The sequence below is a fragment of the Nocardioides zeae genome (assembly GCF_030818655.1).
GTDB lineage: Bacteria > Actinomycetota > Actinomycetes > Propionibacteriales > Nocardioidaceae > Nocardioides > Nocardioides zeae_A.
Map to the genome: position 1 here is coordinate 2,851,311 of NZ_JAUTAN010000001.1, position 22,488 is coordinate 2,873,798.

Annotated in this window: 18 protein-coding genes; 3 read left to right on the forward strand and 15 right to left on the reverse strand. The window is 74.4% G+C overall.

The window, feature by feature from the left end; all coding sequences use genetic code 11:
- Window positions 1–91: 91 nt before the first annotated feature.
- The 9 genes from QE405_RS13550 to QE405_RS13595 all read right to left on the reverse strand — a co-directional run bounded on the left by QE405_RS13550 (window position 92) and on the right by QE405_RS13595 (window position 9,341).
- Complete coding sequence (locus tag QE405_RS13550; RefSeq protein WP_307201569.1) at window positions 92–811, reverse strand: ABC transporter ATP-binding protein; 720 nt, start codon at window positions 809–811, stop codon at window positions 92–94.
- Window positions 795–1,622 carry an ABC transporter ATP-binding protein gene (locus QE405_RS13555; RefSeq protein WP_307201572.1) on the reverse strand — a complete coding sequence of 276 codons (828 nt, stop codon included), beginning with the start codon at window positions 1,620–1,622 and terminating at the stop codon, window positions 795–797. The genes QE405_RS13550 and QE405_RS13555 overlap by 17 nt, the downstream gene beginning before the upstream one ends.
- Window positions 1,619–2,551, reverse strand: a complete 933-nt coding sequence (locus QE405_RS13560) for a branched-chain amino acid ABC transporter permease (protein WP_163774320.1) — start codon at window positions 2,549–2,551, stop codon at window positions 1,619–1,621. The genes QE405_RS13555 and QE405_RS13560 overlap by 4 nt, the downstream gene beginning before the upstream one ends.
- Window positions 2,548–3,435: a branched-chain amino acid ABC transporter permease gene (locus QE405_RS13565; protein WP_307201575.1), complete on the reverse strand. Its 888-nt coding sequence runs from the start codon at window positions 3,433–3,435 to the stop codon at window positions 2,548–2,550. The genes QE405_RS13560 and QE405_RS13565 overlap by 4 nt, the downstream gene beginning before the upstream one ends.
- A 128-nt stretch (window positions 3,436–3,563) precedes the next feature.
- Entirely contained in the window at window positions 3,564–4,703 is a 1,140-nt protein-coding gene (locus tag QE405_RS13570; protein WP_163774318.1) for an ABC transporter substrate-binding protein, read from the reverse strand.
- 303 nt (window positions 4,704–5,006) lie between these two features.
- The gene (locus QE405_RS13575) at window positions 5,007–5,576 is read right to left on the reverse strand and encodes a TetR/AcrR family transcriptional regulator (protein ID WP_163774317.1); all 570 of its coding nucleotides are present in this window, start codon (window positions 5,574–5,576) and stop codon (window positions 5,007–5,009) included.
- Window positions 5,577–5,666: 90 nt separating this feature from the next.
- Window positions 5,667–6,455, reverse strand: coding sequence for a PaaI family thioesterase (locus QE405_RS13580; RefSeq protein ID WP_163774301.1), 789 nt, complete (start codon window positions 6,453–6,455; stop codon window positions 5,667–5,669).
- Entirely contained in the window at window positions 6,431–7,612 is a 1,182-nt protein-coding gene (locus tag QE405_RS13590; RefSeq protein ID WP_444939686.1) for an acyl-CoA dehydrogenase family protein, read from the reverse strand. The genes QE405_RS13580 and QE405_RS13590 overlap by 25 nt, the downstream gene beginning before the upstream one ends.
- Window positions 7,613–7,676: 64 nt before the next feature.
- Complete coding sequence (locus QE405_RS13595) at window positions 7,677–9,341, reverse strand: AMP-binding protein (RefSeq protein WP_307201578.1); 1,665 nt, start codon at window positions 9,339–9,341, stop codon at window positions 7,677–7,679.
- Window positions 9,342–9,452: 111 nt separating this feature from the next.
- Between QE405_RS13595 and QE405_RS13600 the strand changes: the two genes are divergently transcribed.
- Window positions 9,453–10,439 carry an enoyl-CoA hydratase-related protein gene (locus QE405_RS13600; RefSeq protein WP_307201580.1) on the forward strand — a complete coding sequence of 329 codons (987 nt, stop codon included), beginning with the start codon at window positions 9,453–9,455 and terminating at the stop codon, window positions 10,437–10,439.
- A 144-nt stretch (window positions 10,440–10,583) separates the two neighbouring features.
- On the opposite strand, the gene QE405_RS13605 is transcribed toward QE405_RS13600, so the two are convergent.
- A complete protein-coding gene (locus QE405_RS13605) occupies window positions 10,584–10,970 on the reverse strand; it encodes an SDR family NAD(P)-dependent oxidoreductase (RefSeq protein WP_307201581.1) in 387 nt (128 codons plus the stop codon).
- Between the two features lie 158 nt (window positions 10,971–11,128).
- Here QE405_RS13605 and QE405_RS13610 point away from each other — a divergent pair, with 158 nt between their 5' ends.
- Window positions 11,129–12,172 carry a hypothetical protein gene (locus QE405_RS13610; protein ID WP_307201584.1) on the forward strand — a complete coding sequence of 348 codons (1,044 nt, stop codon included), beginning with the start codon at window positions 11,129–11,131 and terminating at the stop codon, window positions 12,170–12,172.
- Window positions 12,173–12,181: 9 nt separating this feature from the next.
- Here QE405_RS13610 and pcaDC read toward each other — a convergent pair whose 3' ends face one another.
- From pcaDC to pcaH, 4 genes are read right to left on the reverse strand one after another with little or no spacing between them, the layout of a single operon-like run.
- On the reverse strand, window positions 12,182–13,405 hold the full coding sequence (gene pcaDC, locus QE405_RS21090) for a bifunctional 3-oxoadipate enol-lactonase/4-carboxymuconolactone decarboxylase PcaDC (RefSeq protein WP_307201586.1): 1,224 nt from the start codon (window positions 13,403–13,405) through the stop codon (window positions 12,182–12,184).
- Window positions 13,402–14,682 carry a lyase family protein gene (locus tag QE405_RS13620; protein ID WP_307201588.1) on the reverse strand — a complete coding sequence of 427 codons (1,281 nt, stop codon included), beginning with the start codon at window positions 14,680–14,682 and terminating at the stop codon, window positions 13,402–13,404. The genes pcaDC and QE405_RS13620 overlap by 4 nt, the downstream gene beginning before the upstream one ends.
- Window positions 14,683–14,686: 4 nt before the next feature.
- The gene (gene pcaG / locus QE405_RS13625; RefSeq protein ID WP_307201590.1) at window positions 14,687–15,280 is read right to left on the reverse strand and encodes a protocatechuate 3,4-dioxygenase subunit alpha; all 594 of its coding nucleotides are present in this window, start codon (window positions 15,278–15,280) and stop codon (window positions 14,687–14,689) included.
- Window positions 15,281–15,290: 10 nt separating this feature from the next.
- Window positions 15,291–16,064 (reverse strand): protocatechuate 3,4-dioxygenase subunit beta, encoded by a 774-nt coding sequence (gene pcaH, locus QE405_RS13630; protein WP_307201591.1) that lies wholly within the window; start codon window positions 16,062–16,064, stop codon window positions 15,291–15,293.
- 71 nt (window positions 16,065–16,135) lie between these two features.
- On the opposite strand from pcaH, the gene QE405_RS13635 reads away from it, so the two are divergent.
- A complete protein-coding gene (locus QE405_RS13635; RefSeq protein WP_307201593.1) occupies window positions 16,136–16,894 on the forward strand; it encodes an IclR family transcriptional regulator in 759 nt (252 codons plus the stop codon).
- Between the two features lie 16 nt (window positions 16,895–16,910).
- On the opposite strand, the gene QE405_RS13640 is transcribed toward QE405_RS13635, so the two are convergent.
- Entirely contained in the window at window positions 16,911–22,487 is a 5,577-nt protein-coding gene (locus tag QE405_RS13640; protein WP_307201595.1) for a non-ribosomal peptide synthetase, read from the reverse strand.
- Between the last annotated feature and the right edge of the window lies 1 nt (window position 22,488).

A 22,488-nucleotide genomic window follows, 5' to 3' on the forward strand; every position in this document is an offset into this window, starting at 1 on the left:
CGTCGTTCCTTCTTTAGTGAAAGTGAATTCACTATTACTTGGCGGACGGGTCCTGTCAAGGTCCCGTCGTGGCTTTCGTACGGCGCGGGGCTCAGCCCTCGGCGAGCGCGGACTCCCCCAGGAAGGCGCGCAGCACCGACGCGTCGGCACGCACCTCGGCGCTGGTGCCGCGGAAGGCGACCTGCCCGCGGTTCACCACCGTCACGTCGGAGGCGATGCCGAGACCGGCCTCCGCGTTCTGCTCGACCATCAGCACGCCGATCCCGCTCTCGGCCATGAGCCCGACCTTCTCGACGACGACGTCGACCATGGCGGGGGCGAGACCCATCGACGGCTCGTCGAGCAGCACGAACGCCGGGTCGGACATCAGCGCACGCCCGAAGGCCAGCATCTGCTGCTCCCCGCCGCTCAGCAGCCCGGCTGCCCCCCGGCGCCGCTCGTGGAGCACGGGGAACATCTCCCAGATCCGCTCCAGCACCTCGCGCGCCCGGCCCGGCGCCGTCGTGTGGCCCCCCAGGCGGAGGTTCTCCTCGACCGTCATCGGCGCGAAGACGCGACGGCCCTCGGGGACGAGCGCGACCCCGGCTCCCACGACCCGGTGGGCCGGGAGGCCCGTGGTGTCGAGGTCGCCGACCCGGACCGATCCCCGGGCCGGTCGCACCACCCCGGCGACGGCGTTGAGCGTGGTGCTCTTGCCCGCGCCGTTGGGCCCGAGGACGAGCGAGACCTGGCCGGGCCGGACCTCGAGGTCGATCCCGGCGACGGCCTCCACGTGCCCGTAGCTCACGTGCAGGTCACTGATCTGCAGCATCGGCCTTCCACCCCTTCCCGAGGTATGCCTCCTGGACCCGTGGGTCGGCGACCACGTCGGCCGGCCGCCCCTCGGTCAGCAGGCGACCCTGCGCCATCGCGAACAGGTGGTCGCAGGTGTCGAGCATCATCTGGACGTCGTGCTCGATGAGCAGCTGCGAGAGCCCCTCCGAGCGCAGCTGCCGCATCAGCGCGGAGATCTCGACCCGCTCGGCGGCGTTCATGCCCGCCGTCGGCTCGTCGAGGAGGAGCAGCCGCGGGTCCATCACGATCGCGCGCGCGATCTCGACCCGGCGCTGCGTGCCGTAGGACAGCTCGGACGGGCGGGCCCGGGCGACGTCGGTCAGGCCGGTGCGCTCGAGCGCCTCGGCCACCGGGCCGGGGAGGCCCCGCAGCGGCGCGCGTCGCTCGGCGCGCGACCGGGCGTCGTACCCCAACTGGACGTTGGCGGCGACCGACAGGTCGCCCAGGAGCCGCACCGTCTGGAACGTGCGCGCGATCCCCAGTCCTGGGACCCGGCCCGGGCGGACCCGCTCGTAGCGGGTGCCCCCGACCGTGAGCTCGCCGCGGGTGAGGCGGGTCAACCGCGTCAGCGCCGCCACCAGCGTGCTCTTGCCGGACCCGTTCGGGCCGATGATGCCGGAGATCCCGCCCTCGGCGAGCGTCATCGTGATGCCGTCGACGGCCTTCACGCCGCCGTAGTGCACGGCCAGGTCCCGGATCTCGAGGACCGCGGTCCCGGTGCCCGGGACGCCGACGGGGCCCGCCGGTCCAGCAGGGACCGTGCCGTGCCGGGTGCTCGCGCTGCTCATCGGGCTGCCACCTCGTGCTCGGGGGCCACCGTGGCGGCCGGTACGTCGGGCTCGTCCGGCCGCCGCGGGCGCACGGGCGGCCGGAACCGCTCCACGACCCGCCGGCGGGCCGAGCACCACAGGCCGTAGAGGCCGGTGGGGAGGAAGATGGCCGCGAGCACGACGATGAGCCCGTAGACGAACTCCTGCCACTCGCCGACGACCTCGAGGACGCTCGGCAGCCACGTGAAGAGCACCGCGCCGATCACGGCGCCACGCCACGACAGGGCACCGCCCACGATGATCGTGGTGAGCGCGACGACGACGAGGTGGAAGCTGACGTCCTGCAGGCCGACGGCCGAGCGGGTCAGGGTGTTGAGGCAGCCGGCGAGCCCGCCGAGGAAGCCGCTGACGACGAACGCGGTCAGGCGGTAGGCCCGGACGTTCACCCCCATGGAGGCGGCCAGCTCCGGATCCTCCCGGACGGTCGTGATGCGGCGCGCCAGCCGGCCCACCTCGGTGAGGTGCACCAGCACGAGCACGAGCACCACCGTGCCGAACAGCAGGCCCATGGTGAGGTCGGCGAAGACCCCGAAGAGGCCGACGGGTCCGCCCGTCCACTCCCCGCCGTTCAGCGCCACCACGCCGACCGTCAGGTCGAAGGCGATGGTGGCCATCGCCAGGTAGAGCCCCGCGAGCCGGTAGATGACGACGCCGAGCACCAGGCCGACCGCCGCAGCCACCAGGCCGGACACGAGCATCGTGGGGACCGCGCCCATCTCCTCGCGCAGCACGAGGTTGGCGGAGACGTAGGCACCGATGCCGTAGGACCCGACACCGGCGAGCGAGAACACGCCGAGGCGGAGCGGCACCTGGATGCTGAGCGCGAGCAGGATCGCGACGAGGGTGGCCTGGACGAGCACCAGGTTGGAGGCGTAGAAGGCGCTCATACCCGTCGCACCTCCTGGCGGCCGAAGATGCCCTGGGGGCGCAGCAGGAGGACGGCGAAGATGATCCCGAAGGACACCGCCTCGACCCACATGCCGCTGGTCTGCGTCAGCACCCACACCTCGGAGGCGGCGAGCGTGAAGCAGCCGACGACGACGCCGAGCGTGCTGCCGACCCCGCCGAGCACGACGCAGGCGAAGGCCTTGATGAGGAGCGCGTCGCCGCTCTCGGCGGAGATCGCGCCCAGGTTGAGCGTGAGCAGCACCCCCGCCAGGCCGGCCAGGCCCCCGGCGACCGCCATGGTCGCCCACGCGTAGCGGCGTCGGTCGATGCCCATCAGCGCGGCCACCTGGTCGTCGACACCGAGCGACCGGAGCGCGAGCCCGGCGCGGGTACGGCGCAGGTACCACGCCAGCGCGGCGGCCGCCCCGACGGCGCAGACCACCGTGGCGACCTGGACCGAGCTGACGCGGACGCCGCCGATGGTCCAGACGCTGGCCTCGAAGCCCGAGGCCGAGAGACCGAACGCCATGTTCTTGGTCTGGTGCGAGGCCAGGGCGATGGGCAGCATCGCCACGCCGATCCCCCCGATCAGGATGCGCGTCTCGGCGGCGCGCTCGCTCGAGGCGCGACGTCGCACCTGGTCGAAGACGAGCACCTGCATGAGGAGCGACATGGCGGCGCCGATGAGCACCGCCACGACGGCGAGCACGAGCACGGGCAGCTGCCGCACCTCGAGCAGCTCGTAGCAGCCGTAGGCCGCCGAGACGAAGATCGCCCCGTGGGCGAAGTTCAGGATGCCGATGGTGCCCCACGCGGTGCTCAGGCCGAGCGCGAAGAGCAGGTAGACGGAGCCGAGGCTCGCGATGGCGACGAGTTCCTGCACAGCAGGCGTCCCCTCTCTGGTGACGGTGGTCCGGTCCGTCGGGACCGTGGGCGAGGGCGGGGTCGGGGACCGGACGCGCCGGTCCCCGACCCCGCCGGCGCTCCGCGGCCGCGGGGCCGCGGACGCGCTCAGCGCTCGGCGCTGTAGAGGACGTTCTCCTGCGAGCCGTCCCACTCGACGGCCACGCCACCGACGACGAGGCTGTTGTCCTCGAAGGTGTGGTCCGTGCCGAGCGCACCGGTCCAGGGCTCGGCGGCGATGGTGGCCATCGCGTCCTTGAGCTCCTCGCGGCCGGCGCTGTCGGCCTCCTTGAGCGCACGGGCGACGAACCACACGGCGTCGTAGGCCTCGGCGGCGTAGGGGTACGGGTCCTCCCCGTCGTTGGCCTCGCGGTAGAGCTCGACGAACTCCTGCACCGCCGGGTCGTCCGCGCCAGGGGCGAAGTCGACCGGCCAGACCATGCCGGCACCGGCCGCTCCCGCCGGGGCGAGCGTGCCCGCGCCCGCCGACGAGTTGCCGAGGACGGGGCCGTCGTAGCCGGCCTGCCGCAGCTGCTGCATCGCGGTGGCGTTCGCCGGGCCGATCTGGAGGATCGAGACCACGTCGGGGTCGCTCGCGAGCACCTGCTCGATCGGCGCGCTGAAGTCCTGCGTCGTCTGCTGCGTCGCGACGGACGCCGTGACCTCCATGCCGAGCTCCTCGGCCATGGCCGGCAGGGCGACCTCGCCGACGTCCTTCAGCGTGGGGATCCACGGGGCGTAGACGACGCCCACCGAGTCCCAGCCCTCCTCCTCGACGTAGGTCGAGAGGACGTCGTAGTACTCGCTCATCGGCGTCGGGAACCGGTAGGTGTAGTCGCCGAGGACGACACCGGGCGAGCCGGCCTGGATGTAGACCGTCGGCATCTTCTGGTTCTCGGCGATCGGCGACTGCGCCACGGCCTCACCGCTGCTCAGCGAACCGAGGACCGCCGACACCTCGGGGTCCGAGACCGCCGCCGTGAAGTCGCTCGCGGCCTTCTGCACGGAGGCCTGGGTGTCCTTGACGTCGATCTCCAGGGTCACGCCCTCGCCGAGGAAGCCGGACTCGTTGATCTCCTCGACGGCCAGCTCGTAGCCCTTCTCGGCCTCCGTGCCCGCGAACGCCGCCGGCCCGGTGAGCGGGGCGCTCACCATCAGCCGCACCGTGTCGGGCAGACCGTCGCCGCCCTGCGGACCCGAGGCCGCCGGGCCCGCCGATCCGCAACCGGCGAGGGCGACGACCGACATCGCCGCCACACCCCCGACCCAGCACCGACGCGTCCTGACGACGCGTCCACCAACCCACCGTTCCATGCCGCTCCTCCATCTGTGTGACGTGGCGCACAGCGTGGCACGAGTGAACCTGGATTCACAAGGATTTCGTGATTTGTCATTCACTAGAGGTGGGTGGACTAGCGCAGTTGCCTCATGCAAGGACGCCAGGGCGGGCGCGCCGTGACCGACCGAGCCGCCCGACGAGGCAGGGAGGTTAACGACCGTTCACTAATGCGGTCGAGCGCGACGCCGCGCGGGACACCCGGTCCCGGGCGGTCAGGCGAGTGTCAGGATCGCGTGCGCCGACTTCGTCAGCATCGCGGTCAGCTCGTCGTCCGGCAGGACGACCTGGTGGAAGAGCACCGCCTGGATGGCTCCGATGGCGACGTTCACCCGCGTGCGGGTGACCGGCTCGCTCGTCTGCTCGAGCTCGGCCAGCACGTGCACCCACTCCTCGAGGTACAGGCGCTGCTTGCGGCGCAGGCGCACCTGGTCCTCGCGCGGGAGGTTGGAGATCTCGTTGTGGTAGATCTGCGCGAGGTGCCGCTTGTGCACGACGAAGCCGACCTGGCCGCGCACCAGCTCGTCGAGGGCCGCCGCCAGGTCGGTGGTGCCCTCCACCGCTGCCCGCCCCTGCTCGAGCAGGTCGTCGATGACGCGCTCGAAGAGCTCGACGAGGATCGCGGCCTTGGAGCCGAAGTGGCGGTAGATGCCCGAGCCGACGATGCCGGCGCGCTCGCCGATCTCGGCCATGGACACGGCGTGGTAGCCGTTGTCGGCGAGGAGGCCGGCAGCTGCCTCGAGGATCTTCTCCCGACGGTCCGGGTCGCGGGTGCGTTGCGCCACCAGACCCACCCCCTCGCTCCGCGGTGCCGACCACTTCCGGACCCGGACCCTAGCAACGCCGTACGGCGCTGCCGGTGCGGACCCGCGACGTCAGGTCCCGTGGTGGCGCACCACGGTGGCCGCGCTGCAGAGCCGGCCGTCGCCGTCCCGCGCCTCGACGCCGACGACGGCGAGGGTGCGGCCGGCGTGCAGCACGCGCGGGACGAGCTCGAGGTCGACCCCGGTCGGTACGCCGCGGACGAGCTGCACCCGCACCGAGGCCGTCGACGGCAGCGTCGGGGCGGCCAGTGCCGCCGCGCGCTCGTGGAAGCAGACGTGCATGCCCCCGTGGAGGTTGCCCAGGGGGTTGGCGAAGCGCGACGACGTCCGCACCGTGAGGCCGCGGGCCCGCTGGGCGACCCCGCCGCCCAGCACGGTGTCGAGGTCGGTGCGGTCGACCGGACCGAGGTCGACGGTGCGCCCCGCGGCGAGCACCGCGGGATCGGGCTCGTGGTCACGGAACCGGCCCCGCAGCACCGCCCGCGCCACGACGTCCCCGCCCACGGTCACCACGCCCTCGGTGACGGCTCCCGTCGCGTCCGCGTGCACGACCCGCGCCCGGCACTCCGCCCACCCGTCGGCGGGCAGCGGGGTGAGCAGGTCCATCGACACCTCGGTGCTCACCGACCAGCCCGCGGCGAGGGTGTTGACCGCGTAGCCGAGCACGTCGTCGACGAGCACCCCGAGCGCGGCGGCCTGGGGGCGGCCGCCCACGCGCGTGCCCGGGCCGAGCGGCATGGTCGCGACGAGCTCGGCTCCCTCCTGCGCGACGGGCGAGACGCCGAAGAGCTGCTCCGGGCCGCTCGTCACGACCGTCAGCGGCCGGGGCGCGACGCCCACGTCAGTAGGACCGGGGCAGACCGAGGGTGTGGGTCGCGACGAAGTTCAGCACCATCTCGCGACTGACGGGGGCGACCTTGAGGAGGCGCGCCGTCCCCCACAGGTGGGCGAGGCCGTACTCCGTGGCGAGGCCGTTGCCGCCGTGGGCCTGGATCGCGGCGTCGAGCGCCTTGAGGGCCGCGTCCGCCGCGGCGTACTTCGCCATGTTCGACGACTCCCCCGCCGGCAGGCCGTTGTCGTGCAGCCACGCGGCCCCGCGACGTCATGAGGCGCGCCAGCTCGACGTCGATCGCGGCGGCGGCCAGCGGGTGGGCCACCCCCTGGTGGGCACCGATGGGCGTGCCGCCCCACACCGTGCGCTCGCGCGCGTACGCCGCGGCCTTGCCCAGCGCGTACCGCGCGATGCCCGTCTCGATGGCCGCGCCCGTGATGCGCTCGGGGTTGAGCCCCCGGAAGACGACGTCCATGCCGCGCCCCACCTCGCCGACCCGTCGGTCGTCGCCGACCCGGACGCCGTCGAAGGTGAGCGTGTACTGCTTCTCGGGCGCCCGCACCTCGACGGGGATGAGGGCCCGGTGGAGCCGCTCGTCGTCGGTCGGGACGACGAACAGCGTCATCTCGCCCCGACCCGACGGGCTCGTCCCGGTGCGCGCCACGACGAGGAGGTTGGAGGCCTCGTCGACGCCGGAGATGTAGTACTTGGTGCCCGAGAGCACCCAGTCGTCGCCGTCCCGCACGGCCTTGGTGCTGATCTGGTGGCTGTTGGAGCCCGCGTCGGGCTCCGTGATCGCGAAGACCATCTTGTCGGAGCCGTCGGCCATCGCGGGCAGCCACCGCGCCTTCTGCTCGTCCGTGCCGACGTCCTTCAGCACCTCGCCGGAGATGGCGGCCGAGACGAGGAGCAGGAGCAGCGGGTTGCCCGAGGCCGCTGCCTCCTCCACGACGATGGCGAGCTCCGCGATGCCGGCGCCGCCCCCGCCGTACTCCTCCGGGAGGTTGACGCCGAGGAGCCCCGCCTCGCCGAGGGCGGACCACAGCTCGTGCGTGCGGCCGTCCTCGGCGATGACGCGCCGGAGGTAGTCGTCACCGAAGCCCGCGCACACCTGGGCGACGGTCTTGCGGAGGCTGGCGTGCTCGTAGCTCTCTTCGAAGTTCATGGGTTGTCCTCGGGTCGGGCGGTGGCGACCTGCGCCACGGGGAGATGGGAGAGGGAGAGCGCGCTCAGGCCTGTAGGGCCTGGCGCAGCTTGTACTTCATGACCTTGCCGCCCACGGTCTCCGGCAGGGCGCTCTGGAAGACGATGCGCTTGGGCGTCTCGAACCCGGCCAGGCGCTCCCGGGCGAACGCGATGATCTCCGCCTCCAGGGTCGGCGAGGTCCCGGAGTCGTCCACCGGGACGACCACCGCGGTGACGGCCTCGCCCCACCGCTCGTCGTGGAGACCGACGACGGCCACCTTGGCGACGGCCGGGTGGAGGGCGACCACGGCCTCGACGCGGATCGTCGAGACGTTCTCGCCGCCCGACTTCACCAGGTCCTTGTAGCGGTCGACCATGACGCGCAGGCCCTGGTTGTCGTAGAGACAGCTGTCGCCGGAGTGGAACCAGCCGTCCCGGAACGCCTCGCGGGTGGCGGCCTCGTCCTTGTAGTAGCCCGCCGCGATGACCGGCGACCGGTAGACCGCCTCACCGGCCACCCCCGGGAGCCCGTCGAGCGGCTGGCCCTCGATGTCGACGACGCGCGAGGCGAGCAGCGGGCTGGGCAGCCCGACGTAGTTCTGCTGGGGGGCGGTGGCCTCGTAGACGTCGGGGTGCATGTCCGGCCAGAACCGGTGGCACGCGATCGACTCGGTCTGCCCGAAGATCTCCACCACCTGGAGGTCGGGGGCGTGGTGCCGGAGGCCCTTGAGCACGGTCGGCGGGAGGGCCGCCCAGCCGTAGACCGCGACGGTCAGGCTCGAGAGGTCGCGGGGACGCTCGTCGACCTCCGCGAGCAGGGCCTTGAGCATCGCGGGCGCCCCACCCCACAGGGCGGTGGCCCGCTCGCCCTCGACAGCGGCGGCGATGCTCGCCGGGTCCGGCCTGCGCCCGAGCACGACGGACCCGCCGGCGACCATCGCGGCGAGGGCGAAGACGTAGTGGCCGACGTGGTACATCATCGGCAGGAAGGTCGCGACCTTGACGTCGGACTCGAACCGCAGGCCGCGCGTCAGGCTCAGCGCGAAGCCGTGCGCCGCCAGCGTCACCGTCGTGTGCGACTCCATGACGCCCTTGGGCATCGCCGTCGTGCCCGACGTGAAGAGGATCTCCCAGATGTCGTCACCGTGGACACGGGCGACGGGCTCGTCGGTCGGCTGGTCGGCGACGAGCTCGCTGAACGTCCGGCTGTCGCCGACGCGGCCGCCGCCGACCTCGATCGTCACGTCCGGCGCATGACCGTCGGGGAAGGCCGGGGCCACCTTGGGCCACAGCTCGGCGTCCGCCACGAGGAGACGCGGCTCGAGGCGCTCGACGAGGTGGGCCACGACGTCGGGGGCCAGGTTGGGGTTGAGCGGTGCCACCACGACGCCGACCTTGGCGGCGCCCAGCTTGAAGGCGTAGCCCTCGACGCTGTTCTCGCAGATCATCAGCACGCGGTCGCCGCGCTCGAGCCCGGCGGCCCGCAGGGCGTGGCCGACGCGGTTCATGAGCATGTCGAGCGCCCGGAAGGTCAACCGGGCGAAGGCCGGGTCGCCGTAGGCGCCCTCGGCGCCCACCAGCGCCTCCTTCTCCGGGACGCTCCAGGTCAGGCGCTCCACGATGTCGGCGACGCTCACGCGGTTCCAGCGCTGGTCGGCACGGCGGTCGAACAGGGAGACGACGTCGAACTCGGGGGCGAGCTGGTCCATGGTTCCTCCTCGGGGTGACGGGCGCCACACTAAGCGAATCTCCATTCACTCCGCTAGCCGTTTGGGCGAACTCGTTGCCGAACTCGGCGCCGTGAACGATGCTAGTGAATCATGAATCACATCCAAGTCGTTGTCGAGGACGGGATCGGCGTCCTCGAGCTGTCCCGTCCCGCGGTGGGCAACGCCATCGATCTCGCGAGCGCCCGCGAGCTGTCGTCGGCTGCGCGCTCCCTCGTGGCCGATCCCGAGGTGCGCGTCGTGCTCGTCGAGGCCGCGGGCGACCACTTCTGCGTGGGCGGCGACGTGCGAGCCATGGCGGAGGAGCCGCCGTCCTGGTGCTCCGAGGTCGCGACCACAGTGCACGAAGCGGTGCTGGCCCTCCACGAGGCGGACCGCGTGGTCGTCGCTGCCGTGCAGGGTGCGGCGGCGGGCGCCGGCTTCTCCCTCGTCCTCCTCGCCGATCTCGTGGTGGCGACGCCGGCCACCCGGTTCATCCCGGCCTGGAGCCGCATCGGCCTCACCCCGGACGGTGGAGCCAGCTGGCTGCTCCCGCGTGCGGTCGGCAGCCAACGGACCGCGGCGATGCTGATCGGCGGCAAGGTGCTCGAAGGGACGGAGGCCCTCGATTGGGGCCTGGTCACCGAGCTCGTCGACAACGATCCGCGCCCGCGTGCCCGAGCGTTGGCAGCATCGGTCGCGCAGGGCGGCTGGCGGGCAGCGGGGGCGACACGCCGCATGGCGCGCACCGCGTGGGACATCGGCCTCCCGGGCCGCCTGGTCGAGGAGGCGTCCGCCGTGGGGACGGCCCGCGCAGGCAATGGGCCGCTGCTGGAAGCGTGGCTGCCCAGCCGGCGGCACGTCGCTACCGCCGGGGAAGCGACGAAGCCGGGGACGTCGCTTCGGGCTCCGTTCGCCGGCACGGTGACGGTGCACGTCTCCGTCGGCGACGAGGTCACCGCGGGCTCGACCCTCGCCACGGTCGAGGCGATGAAGCTGGACGCTCCCCTGACGGCACCGCGCGACGGCACGATCGACGCAGTCCGGGTCGCCGACGGCGAGCGGGCGGAGGGGGGCGAGGTGGTGGTCGTGCTGCGGTGAGGTCGGACACCCCCGTCCGCTCTGAGGGCGAGCGGGTGATGCGCCGGACGACGGTCGGTCAGACCTCGGCCACCACCGGCACGTAGGTCACGCCCAGCGCGTCGAGGGCGGCACGCGCCTCGGCGGTCGGCTCCCCCGCGACCGTCAAGTTCTCCATGGACACTTCTCCGTGACACCCCCCCCGGTCGCCCAGCTCGCCGAGCAGGCGTAGGTGCTCTCCGGCAGGAGCGCCTGCACGAGGAAGAAGGGCCCGCTCAGGTTGACGGCGAGCACCTTGTCCCAGCCCGTCTCCGGGTACGTCGCGAGGTCGGCCTGCAGCGGGACGACCTCGCCGAGGTGCCGGAGCTCGTCCGCCGTCCAGCGGCAGTCGTCCAGACGGCGCGAGGCGATGAGCACCCGCACCCCCGCCCGCAGCAGTCCCTCGATGCACATGCGCCCGATCCCCCGGCCACCGCCCGTCACGAGGGCGGTGCGCCCGGTGAGCTCGCAGAGATGGGTCGCTCGGGGCGCTGCCGTGCCGTCGTCGGTCATGGGCGGGACGGCAGGGCGCCCTACCCGATGGCCAATAGTTCGCCCCCGCGGTCGAGTCGCCGTCCATCCGCAGGGGTCGTGGCCTCAGCGCGTCGCTTTCCGGGGCGTTGGGGCCACGAGCGGGCTGACGAGCCGACGCGGGGTGGCAGGCTGGTCCGATGCATCCGCGCCCTCCCGAGTCCGCTCGCCTCGACGCCACCGAGCGCTGGTTCGCGGCCCACGGCCTGCCGTACTTCGTCGCGTCGGGACGCGCCCGGGCGCGCAGGGCGCTGCGGCCCGCACGCGTCGTGCCGCGCTTGGTGCTCGTCGTCGCCGCCGCCGCGCTGGTGGGCGTCGCGCTGGCGTGGCTCGGCTCCGACAACGCCCTCGCCCCGGCGACCGTGCTCACGGCCGCGGGGGCGGCCGTGGCGACGTACGCCGTGGTCGCCCTCGGGGCGCGGCCCATGGTGACCTGGGCCGTGGGGCGGACGTTCGGGAGCCTGCGTCAGCTGCTGCCGACCGTGACCCGCGCCCTGCCGCTGCTGCTCGTGTTCGTCACGTTCCTCTTCATCAACGCCGAGGTGTGGCAGATGGCGGCGAGCCTGCCCACCGGCTTCCTGTGGCTGACGGTGCTGCTCTTCGGGGCGATGGCGGTCGCGTTCCTGCTCGTCCGCCTGCCCGAGGAGGTCGACCGGGTTGACGACCACGTCGACGAGGCGCTGCTCCTCCAGGCGTGCCGGGGCACCCCGCTCGAGGCCGACGCGCAGCGGCTCGTGGAGGACGACGGGCCGCCGCCGACGCGGCACACGGAGCTGACGCGGTTCGAGCGCTGGAACCTGCTGCTCGTGCTCCTGGTCGTGCAGGGCGTGCAGGTGCTCGTCGTGGCCGCGACCGTCTTCGCCTTCTTCGTGCTGTTCGGCGTGCTGACCATGCGCCCGGAGGTGGCCGAGGCGTGGACGGCCGACCCGGTGACCTCCGTGCCCGGCCTGCCCGGGCTGAGCGCGGAGCTGCTCGCCGTCTCGGTGTTCCTCGCCGCGTTCTCCGGGCTCTACTTCACCGTCGTCGCCGTCACCGACGACACCTTCCGCGGCCAGTTCTTCTCCGGGGTGCTCGGCGAGCTCGAGCGGGCCATCGGCGTGCGGGCGGTCTACGTCGAGCTGCTCGAGCGACGGGAGGCCGAGCGGGCGGGCGCACCCGACCCCGGCCTCGACGGCCGGGGGTAGGGCCGCGGTTCACCCGAGGTCGATCCCCATCTCGGTCAGGGTCCGCTGCGCGATGCGGAACGCGGTGTTGGCATCCGGTACGCCGCAGTAGATCGCCGTCTGCAGGAAGAGCTCCTCGAGCTCGTCCACGGTGACGCCGTTGCCGATGGCGGCGCGCACGTGCATCGCCAGCTCCTCGTGGTGGCCGCGGGCGACGAGCGCGGTCAGGGTGATCAGCGACCGGGCGTGCCGGGCGAGGCCGGGACGGGTCCAGATCCCGCCCCACGCGTACTGCGTGATGAAGTCCTGGAACCCCTCCGTGAACCCCGTCGCCGCGGCGGAGGCCCGGTCGACGTGCGCATCCCCGAGCACGGCCCGCCGCACCGTCAGCCCGGCGGCGCGCTGCTCCTCGACCGTCGCCGACGACGGCACCCCCCGCCGGTCTGTCGGGGCGCCGGTCGTGCCGTGGTGCGCCCGGAGGAACGGCACCAGGGCGGCGGCCACCCGGCCGGGGGCCTCGGCCGGCGCCAGGTGGGCGACGTCGTCGAGGACCAGGAGACGCCCGTCGCGGACCCCGTCGGCGATCGTCGCGAGGTCGGCGGGCGGGGTGGCCTCGTCGGCGGCCCCGGCGACCGCCAGGACCGGCGTCGTGATCGCGGCGAGGCGGTCGCGCACGTCGAAGGCGGCGAGGGCGGAGCAGGTCTGCGCGTAGCCCACCGCATCGGTCGCCACGAGTGCGTCGAGGAGCAGCCCGGCCCGTGCGGGGTCGCGGTCGACGAACCCCGGGGCGAACCAGCGCCGCCGCGACCCGTCGACGACGCCCGCCGTGCCGGACGCCCGCACGAGGGCGGCTCGGTCGTGCCAGCCGGCAGCCTCGCCGATGCGCGCTCCGGTGCAGAGCAGGGCGGCAGCGGCGACCCGCTCGGGCGCGTCGAGCAGGAGCTGGAGGCCGACGGCGCCCCCGACGGACACGCCCGCGTAGAGCACGCGCTCGCCGCTCCGCCCCTCGGGGGCGAGCGCGGCGTCGAGCGCCGTCAGCACACCCGCTGCCAGCTCGCCCAGGTCGAACGGCTCCGACGGCGCGGGGCTGGCCCCGTGGCCCGGCAGGTCCCAGGCGAGGACGCGGTGGTCGATCGTGAGGCCCACGGCCGTCGTCTCCCACAAGGCGGTCGCCGTCGTCCCGAGCGAGGGACCGAGCAGCAGCACGGGACCGCGGCCGCCGAGGTCGACGGTGCGGATGTCGGGGACGCTCACGGGTGTCTCCTGGTCTCGTCGCGGAGGCGGTCGGCCCGCTCGACGACCCGCCGGACGATCTCGTCCGCCACACCGAGGTACGTCGACGGATCGAGGTCCTCGGTCGCGGCAGCGCCGGCGACCGCGCGCACGGCGTCGCGCTCGGCCAGGAGACCCCCGGTGGCCGCGGCGTGCGCCGCCTGCTCGGCCATGGCGTCCGCGTGGACCCGCAGCCCGGCCACGAGCTCGGCGGTCTGGTCGACGGCCACGACGCTGCGGCGCCCGAGGTCGCGCAGCGTGGCCCACTCGGCGTGCCACGAGCCGGTGGGCCGCTCGTCGTCGGCGAGCGCCGCGGCGGCGTGCAGGGTCGCGACGAGGCCCGGCGTGGTGATCGCGGCACGGCGCACGAGCACCGACAGCACGGGGTTCTGCTTCTGGGGCATCGTCGACGAGCCGCCGCGACCCTCGTCGGCAGGTTCACCGAGCTCCGCGATCTCGGGCCGCGTCAGGGTGAGCACGTCGGCGGCGATCCGGCCGCAGGCCTGGGTCGCCGTGCCCAGCGCATCCCCGGCGCGGGTGATGGGGGTGCGATCGCTGTGCCAGGGCACGGAGCGGGCGAGCCCGAGCGCGTCGGCCAGGGCGTCGGTGATCGCGAGGGGGTCGGCCGCCGCGCCGGCGCTGCCGGCCGCCGCGAGGGACACCAGCTCGCCGAGGGCCGACAACGTGCCCGCGGCCCCACCGGCCTGCACGGGCAGGAGGGCACGGGCGCGGCGTACCTCGTCGGCGGCTCCGAGGATGCCCCGGAGCCAGCCGGCCGCCTTCAGCCCGAAGGTGGTGGGCACCGCGTGCTGCGTGAGCGTGCGCCCCACCATCACCGTCGTGGCGTGCTCGCGCGCCAGGTCGGCGAGCGCGTCGGCCGCGCGGCCGAGGGCCGCGTCGACGCGGTCGAGGGCGTCGACCAGCGCCAGGACCAGGGCGGTGTCGACGACGTCCTGGCTGGTCAGCCCGCGGTGCAGCCAGGTCGCCGCGTCCGCGGCTCCTGCGGCGCGGAGCCGCTCCCGCAGCAACCGGACCAGCCCGACCACGGGGTTGCCTCCCCCCTCGGCACCCAGCGCGAGACCGGCCGCGTCGGCGGCGTCCACCGCAGGGAGGTCCGCCTTCGCGGCGGCGGGCGCGACGCCCGCTGCCACGAGACCGTCCAGCCAGGCCTGCTCGATCCGCACCATCGACCCCAGCAGGCGGGTGTCGTCGAGGAGGTCGCCGGCGCGCTCGTCGCCGGGCCACAACAGGTCGGGCACCCGGTCAGTCTCCCCCGGCCGACGCACCGCGGCCGTCGAAGGCGAGGAAGACCGTCTCGTCGTCCCCCTGCAGGCGCACGTCGAAGACGTATCCCCGACCGTCGGCCGTCGCGACCAGCGTCGAGCGCCGCTCGGCGGGCAGCGAGGCCAGCAGGCGGTCGGCGTCCAGCGTCTGCTCGTCGACACCGGGCGAGCCGGCGGGGAGGTACGCCCGGGTGAGGAGCCGGTCCAGCTGTCCGCGCGCGAAGACCGTCACGGCGAAGAACGGCGCCGCCCCCGGCCGGGTCGGCCCCGGGGTGAGCGTCGAGAAGGAGTAGGCGCCGCGGCGGTCCGTCGAGGCGCGACCGAAGCCGGTGAAGGTGAAGCCGTCGCGGCGCAGGCTGCCCTCGGCCCGCGGGACCGCGCCGCTCGGGTCGGCCTGCCAGATCTCCAGCAGGGCGTCCGGCACCGGCGCACCGGCGCCGTCGGTCACGCGGCCGTGCAGGCGGATCGCGCCCGGGGCCCCGGGGGGCACGAGGTCGCGGTCGCCGGCGTACGGCAGCGCGTAGTGGAAGAAGGGTCCGACGGTCTGGCCGGGCGTCGGGGCGGCGGAGGTCATGGTCGTCCTCTCAGAGGTGCTCGACGTCGGACTCGCGCACGGTGCGGTGGGAGCCGGTGAGCACGATGTCCCACCGGTAGCCCGTCGCCCACTCGTGCGTGGTCACGGTGTGGTCGTAGGTCGCGACGAGCCGGTCGCGCGCCGCGGGGTCGACGATGGACTGGTAGATCGGGTCGAGGTCGAAGAGCGGGTCGCCCGGGAAGTACATCTGCGTGACGAGGCGCTGGGTGAACTCCGTGCCGAACAGGCTGAAGTGGAGGTGCGCGGGCCGCCAGGCGTTGCGGTGGTTCCGCCACGGGTAGGGGCCGGGCTTGATCGTGGTGAAGCGGTACCAGCCGTCACCGTCGGTGAGGCAGCGACCGGCACCGGTGAAGTGGGGGTCGACGGGCGCGGGGTGCTGGTCGCGCTTGTGCACGTAGCGGCCGGCCGCGTTGGCCTGCCACAGCTCGACGAGCTGGTGGCGCACGGGGCGCCCCTCGCCGTCGAGCACCCGGCCCGTGACGACCATCCGCTCCCCGATGGGCTCGCCGCCGTGCTGGATGGTGAGGTCAGCCTCGAGGGGGTCGACGTCCGTCGGGCCGAAGGCCGGCGCCCAGAGCTCGACCTCCTCGGGATCGGCGTGGTGCAACGACTTCGTCGGGTGCCGCAGGATGCTGCTGCGGTAGGGCGGGTAGTCGAGCCGGGGGCGGGTCTCGACGGGCGCACCGGCGGCGACGGACGCGGTGTAGTCCTGCGCGATCGTCGCCATCTCGGCGGAGAGGTCCGCCTGGGTCTCGGTGGTCACGCCGCGGACGCTACGGCGGACGGCGTACGCTCGGCGCCCGGGAGATTCCACCCAGCGGAAAGCGGTCGGAGATGGCGGGCAACACGCGGACACCCGGCACGACGGTGACCCAACGGATCGTCGCCCTGCTCGGCGCCTTCGACGAGCACCACCGTCGGCTGTCGCTGACCCACCTCGCCGAACGCGCGGGCCTCGCGCCCCCGACGGCGCACCGGCTCGCTGCGGAGCTGGTCGCCGGCGGCCTGCTGGAGCGTCGCGGCGACGGGACCTACGCCGTGGGCCGGCGCGTGTGGGACCTCGGCCTCCTGGCCGCCGTCCAGACCGACCTGCGGGCCGCGGCCGCACCGTTCCTCCACGACATCTACGCCGCCACGCTCGCCACCGTGCACCTCGCCGTGCGGGAGGGCACCGAGGTGCTCTACGTCGAGCGGCTCTCCGGACGGGCGTCGGTGCCCATCATCTCCACGGTGGGCAGCCGGCTGCCGGCCCACGCGACCGGCGTCGGCAAGGTGCTGCTGGCCCACGCGCCGCCCGCGGTCGTCGAGGAGGTCGTCGGCGCGCCCCTGCGACGGCTGACGGCCTACACCGTCGTGCAGCCCGGCACCCTGCTCCACCAGCTGGCGGCGGCCCGTCGCGACGGCTACGCGACGACTGTCGAGGAGGTCTCGCCGGGAGCGTGCTCGCTGGCGGTGCCGGTACGCCGCGGCAGCACCCCCGACGCCCCCGTGGTGGCCGCGCTCGGCGTGGTCGTGCCCTCGCTCAAGCGGGACCGACCGCGGCTGCTGGCCTCGCTGCGCACCGCCGCCGCCGGCATCTCGCGATCGCTGTGAACGCGCTCCGACGTCGCTACCGCTGGGGAGGCAGGTGGCGAGCGTCGCGTCGCCTGCGGAGCCGACCGGAGCGCGCCGTCTCGGCCGGTCCGGGGTCACGGGACGGAGCGGCGGAGGGGCCGGCCGACGGTTCGACCGTCCGGTCGATCGGCGCCGGGTGGGTCGCAGCGACACCGACCAGGTGAGCCATCGTGGCCGCGGGTGAGGGATGGGCGAACAGGTCCACGACGTCCAGGGCGTGGCCTCGCTCCCGCAGCCGCCGGTGCGCCGTCACCAGGGTGAGCGACGTGGCTCCCAGGTCGAACCAGCTGCGCCGATCACCGGGGTCGAGCACACCGAGCTCCGCGAACGCGGCTGCGAGGTCGCCCTCCACGCGGGTCCGGTCGACCGCACGCCGCAGCACGGAGGCGCTCGCGTCGGCCACGGTGTCGTCGACGAGGCGGGCGACCGCCTGGGTGAAGTGACCGAAGACCGTGTCGACCCAGGTCGGGTCGACACGAGACTCGTCGGCGTCCAGGACCACCTCCAGGCGACCGTCGACGTCGAACAGCTGGACGTCCACGAGGACCTGGGGCGTCTGGCTCACCGCGTACTCCGTGCGTCCGAGCAGGTCCAGCAGCTGCGACGGGTCGACGTCACCCGGCTCGAGGGCAGCGGAGACCGCGACCGGCAGGGTCGCCGAGCGTCCCGAGGCCCGCAGCCGGCGGATGAGGGCGTTGCCGTGGACGCCGCCGGAGCCGGTCCCGTGGTCGAGCGCCTCCACCAGCCGTTCCTGGACGCGGTTGGCGCTGCCCGGCCGGCGGCGACCGATCTCCAGCAGCAGGGTCGAGGTGTAGTCGCCGACCACGCCGTCGTGCTCGGCCGGACGGCTGTCGACGGTCAGGACGACGGTGGCGCGGGGTGCGTCGTCGTCGGTGAGGGCGTCACCGAGAGCGTCCAGCAGCAGAGCGGTGACGGTGACGCCGCTCTGCTGGGCGGCCCGACGCACGCGCGCCCAGCGTGCGGGTTCCCAACCAGTCCGGCGGCGCACCACGGCGGCCGGGCCCGACGGGTCGAGGACGCGCGGGACGACCGGCGCCGGCGGCAGCCGGGCGATCATCGAGTCCGCCCAGGCGAGGGCGGTCGTCGACGGTTCGACCGTCCGGCGGGCCCAGGCGAGGAAGTCAGGGGCGGGGCGAGCGGGCAGGGAGCCCGGGCGGGCGTACTCCGCCGCCATCTCGGAGACCCACGTGCACGCGCTGCGGGCATCGCAGAACAGCAGGTCGAGATCGAGGTGCAGTCGCCAGGTGGTGTCGCCCAGGCGCACGGCCAGGAGCCGGGCCATCGGTGCGGAGTCGGTCGCCAGGAGTCGGTGCGAGCGCTCGGCGCGGATCCGTTCCCGCTCGCGTTGCCGCTCCGCGGGGCTCAGCACCCGGTGGTCGGCGACCTCGACCTCGTGCGCGGCATCGGGCAGCACCCGCTGCGTCGTCGTGGAGGTGATCACGGCTCGCAGCATCGGGTGCCGGGCGACGACGGTGCGCCACGCGTCCTGCAGGCGCCCGACGTCGAGGTCCTCGACCAGCGCCTCGGTGTAGTAGTGAGGCGCGACGCGTCGCCCGTCCGGCTCGGGGGCGCGTCCCACGAGGTAGGCGAGCTGCATCTCCGTCAGCGGCGCATCGTCGTCGGCGTCGACCGCCGCGGCCTCGGCGCGGCCGCTGGTGGCCGGCGCTCGTCCTGCATTCGCGGATCCGGCGGGCGCCCGCAGCTCCGGGCCCAGGCCCAGGCCCGGGCCCAGGCCCAGGTCGAGGTCGAGGCCCAGGTCGAGGGCGGCGTCCGCCGCGGCCTCCAACGCATCAGCGAGCGCGCGGAGCCGCGCCACGACATCGGCGGCGCCGCTGCGCTCGCGTGCCGGCACCACGGCCGCCGCGGGCGGCTCGACCTGGTGGGCCGGGGACGCGAGGGCGGTGACCACGGGCTCCGGCCGGGACCCCCCGCACGGACCGTCGGGCGACCCGCTGTCCCCCGCGTCGGGGTCGACGCCCCGGGCGACATCGGCCACGGTGTCGAGGCGGAGGGCGAGGGCCGTCAGGGACGGCGCACCGAGCAGCTCGGCCAGCGCGGGGCGAGGTCGGCCGGAGTCCTCCACGGCGTTGGCGATCCTGACGAGCTGGAGGCTCGTCAGACCCGCAGCCGTCGCGGGGACGTCGAGGTCGGCGTCCGGTCCCAGCAGGTCCGCGAGCAGCGCTGCAACCGGTCCTGCGTGCGGTCCGGCGTGGGGCGCCTGGTGCGACGCCACGGGCTCGGTCTCCGGTTCGGCCGCTGGCGGGACCACCGCGCCCTGGCGGTCGAAGGGGTTCGTGAGCGACGCGACGTCGATCTTGCCGTTGGCGCTCATCGGCAGCGACGGGAGGACCACCACCCGGGCGGGCACCATGTAGGTGGGCACCTCGTCGCCGAGCGCCTCGAGGAGCGCGGCCGTGAAGCGCGGCCCGTCGTCGGTGCGGCCGCCGTGGCGGGCGACGTGGGCGACGAGACGCCCGCGCCCGTCCGGCCCGGGCATCGACGACACGACGGCCTGACGCACGTCGGGATGACGCAGGATGGCCACCTCGACCTCACCGAGCTCGATCCGGTGGCCACCGATCTTCACCTGGCGATCGGCGCGGCCGAGGAACTCCAACGTCCCGTCGGTGCGCCACCGGCCGAGGTCGCCCGTGCGGTAGAGCCTCGTGCCGAGCGCCGGGTGCACGACGAAGCGGTCGGCCGTGATGGTCGGGTCCCCGACGTAGCCCCGCGCGACCCCGGCGCCGCCGATCGCCAGCTCGCCCGCGATCCCGACCGACGTCGGCGAGCCCTCCTCGTCGAGCACGAGGAACGACTGCCCGCGCAGCGGCCGGCCGTAGGGGATGCTGGGCCAGCGCGGGTCGACCTCCCTCACGGGATGCGTGACGGACCAGATCGACGCCTCGGTGGCGCCGCCCAGGCTGTGCACCTCCACCTGGGGGGCGAGGGCGCGCAGGCGGTCGGGCAGGGTCACGGGGATCCAGTCGCCCGACAGCAGGCACACGCGGAGCCCGCCCAGCGCCGCGCGAGCCGCGTCGGGGTCGAACTCGGCGTACTCGACCAGCATCTCCATCAGCGGCGGGGCGGAGTTCCACACCGTCACGTCGTGGCGGGCCATCAGGTCGAGCCAGTGCTGCGGGTCGCGAGCGCGCTCGGCATCCGGCAGGACGACCGCTCCCCCGGCACCGAGGACGCCGAACAGGTCGTGCACCGACAGGTCGAAGGACAGGGCCGACACGCCGAGCACCCGGTCGTCGGGGCCGATGCCGAAGCGGTCGTTGACGTCGTCGATCGTGGTCCGTGCCTGACGGTGCTCGATCGCCACCCCCTTGGGCTCACCCGTCGACCCCGAGGTGAAGATGACGTACGCCAGGTCGTCCACCCGCGGGTCGGTCGCTGTGCTGGTGGCAGACGGCCTCGTCGTCGGCTCACCGCCGGCGTCGACCACGAGGCCGTGGACACCGGCCGGCAGGTGGAGCTCCTGCCCGGCGAGCACGACGGCGTGCCGCAAGGCGCTCTTGCGGGCCGCGGCCTCGAGGCGCCGTGCCGGCCAACCGGGGTCGACCGGCACGTAGCCCGCTCCCGCGAGCGCGATCCCGAGCACGGTGACCACCTGCGCGTGCCCGCGTGGAAGGGCGACCATGACGAGGTCGCCGGGCGCGACGCCCGTGTCGGCGAGCGCGAGCGCCACCGCCTCCGCCCGGCGGTGCAACGTGCCGTGGTCGAGGGAGCCTGCTCCACCGAGCACGGCGGGGGCCCGCCGGTGCACGGGCGGTCCGGCCAGCCAGGCGCGCCAGGGATCGTGCAGCAACGGACCCGCCCCCGGTGGACCCGGCGGCACGGGGTCGACGGCCAGACCCGAGGGGTCCCACACGACACCGCGCTCGTCCCAGCGGCCAGGATCGGCGAGGCTGGCGACGAACGCGTGCTCCGCGGCGGCGAGGCCCTCGACGAGTCCGTCGGGATAGGCGCCCTCGACGACGTCGTGGACCAGCACCAGAGCACCGTGCTCCTCCCACACGAGGTGGTCCAGGAGCACCTGCGGGGTCTGCGAGACGCCGAAGACCCGGTCCCCGAGCCAGCGGTCCTGCTCGGCCGAGTCCTGGCCGAGGCCCGAGGTGAACACGACCGGCCAGCGTGGCTCCGCTCCCGGCTCCGTGCGCTCACGCACCACGGCGACGCCCGGATGGGCACGGTGGTCGAGGACGTCCCAGAGCACCCGGTTCAGCGACCGGGCCTGCTCGACGAACGGCGCGGGGCCGTGGGCGTCGACCCCGTCCGCGCCGCGGACCGGCAGCAGGGCGGTGCCCGAGAAGTCCCCCACGACCTCGTCGGCCCCGGGCGCGTCGGGCCGGTCGTAGACCGTCAGGGTCAGACCGAGGTCACGTCCTCCGGTCGAACGCCGTTGGAGCAGCAGGGCGAAGGCCGTCAGCACGAGGCTGGTGGTGGAGACACCCCGGGCTGCCGCCTCGGCCCGGACCGCGGCCCACGTCGACGCCTCCACGACGTGGCGCAGCCGACGGAACCGGGGAGGTCCCGGCGCCGGCTCGCTGCGCGCGAGCGACGGGCCTGCCGGCAGGTCCTGCGCCGCCCACCACTCACGCGCGCGGACGGCTGCCTGCCGGCGCACGACATCGGCGTCGCGCTGCTCGAGAAGCGCCGCGAACGTGGTCGGCGGCTCGGGGAGGCGCGCCCGGGGATCGGCGACCACGGTGCCCCAGTCACGCAGCACCACTCCCCAGCCGGCGAAGTCGACGACGAGCGCGTCCAGGCCCACGCACACGCGGACCACGTCGCCCGGCAGCAGGACCAGCACGACCTCGCAGAGGGGCCAGGACTCGGGGACGCGCACCTGGTGGGACAGGTCGTCCCGCAGCGCGGCCAGCCGCCGGTCGAGCTCGGCGCCCGGGGGCACCTCGCGCAGGTCGATCCGACGCAGCCGCAGGTCGCGGACGTCGTGGGTCACCACGCGGGGTGCGGCATCGCGCCCGACGACGGTGCGGAGCATGGCGTGCCGGGCGACGACTCGCCGCCAGCCACGCTCCAGCCTGTCGAGGTCGTCGTCGAGGTCACGGCCGTCGCGCTCCGCCGGCCCCCGCACGTACTCGTGGTACCACCAGGTCCCGACGCCGCCGAGGGGCTGACCGTCGGCACGGCCGGCCCAGTAGGCGGCCTGCACCTCGGTGAGCCCGGGGTGCACGGTCGCGGCCCCCACCCGTTGGTCCTCCGCCGTCGAGGTGCCACCTGAGGGCGGGGACGCCGGGGTCGACGTCGCGGCGGATGCCGCGTGCCAGGCCGCCGTCACCTCGTCGAGGGTGCGCTCGCCCGTCATCGCCACGAGGGGCAGCGCGACGCCCGTCATCCGCTCCAGCGCGCCGCGCCAGCGCAGGGTGACCAGCGAGTCGACGCCGAGCGCTGCGAGGGGTACCTGGTGCTCGTCCGCCTCGACGGGTCTGCCGAGCTGCTCGGCCAGCACGGTGGCGACCAGCGTTCCGTCCGCCGGCGTCGCGTCGTCGGCACCGACCCGGTCGGGGATCGTCCTCGCGTCCATG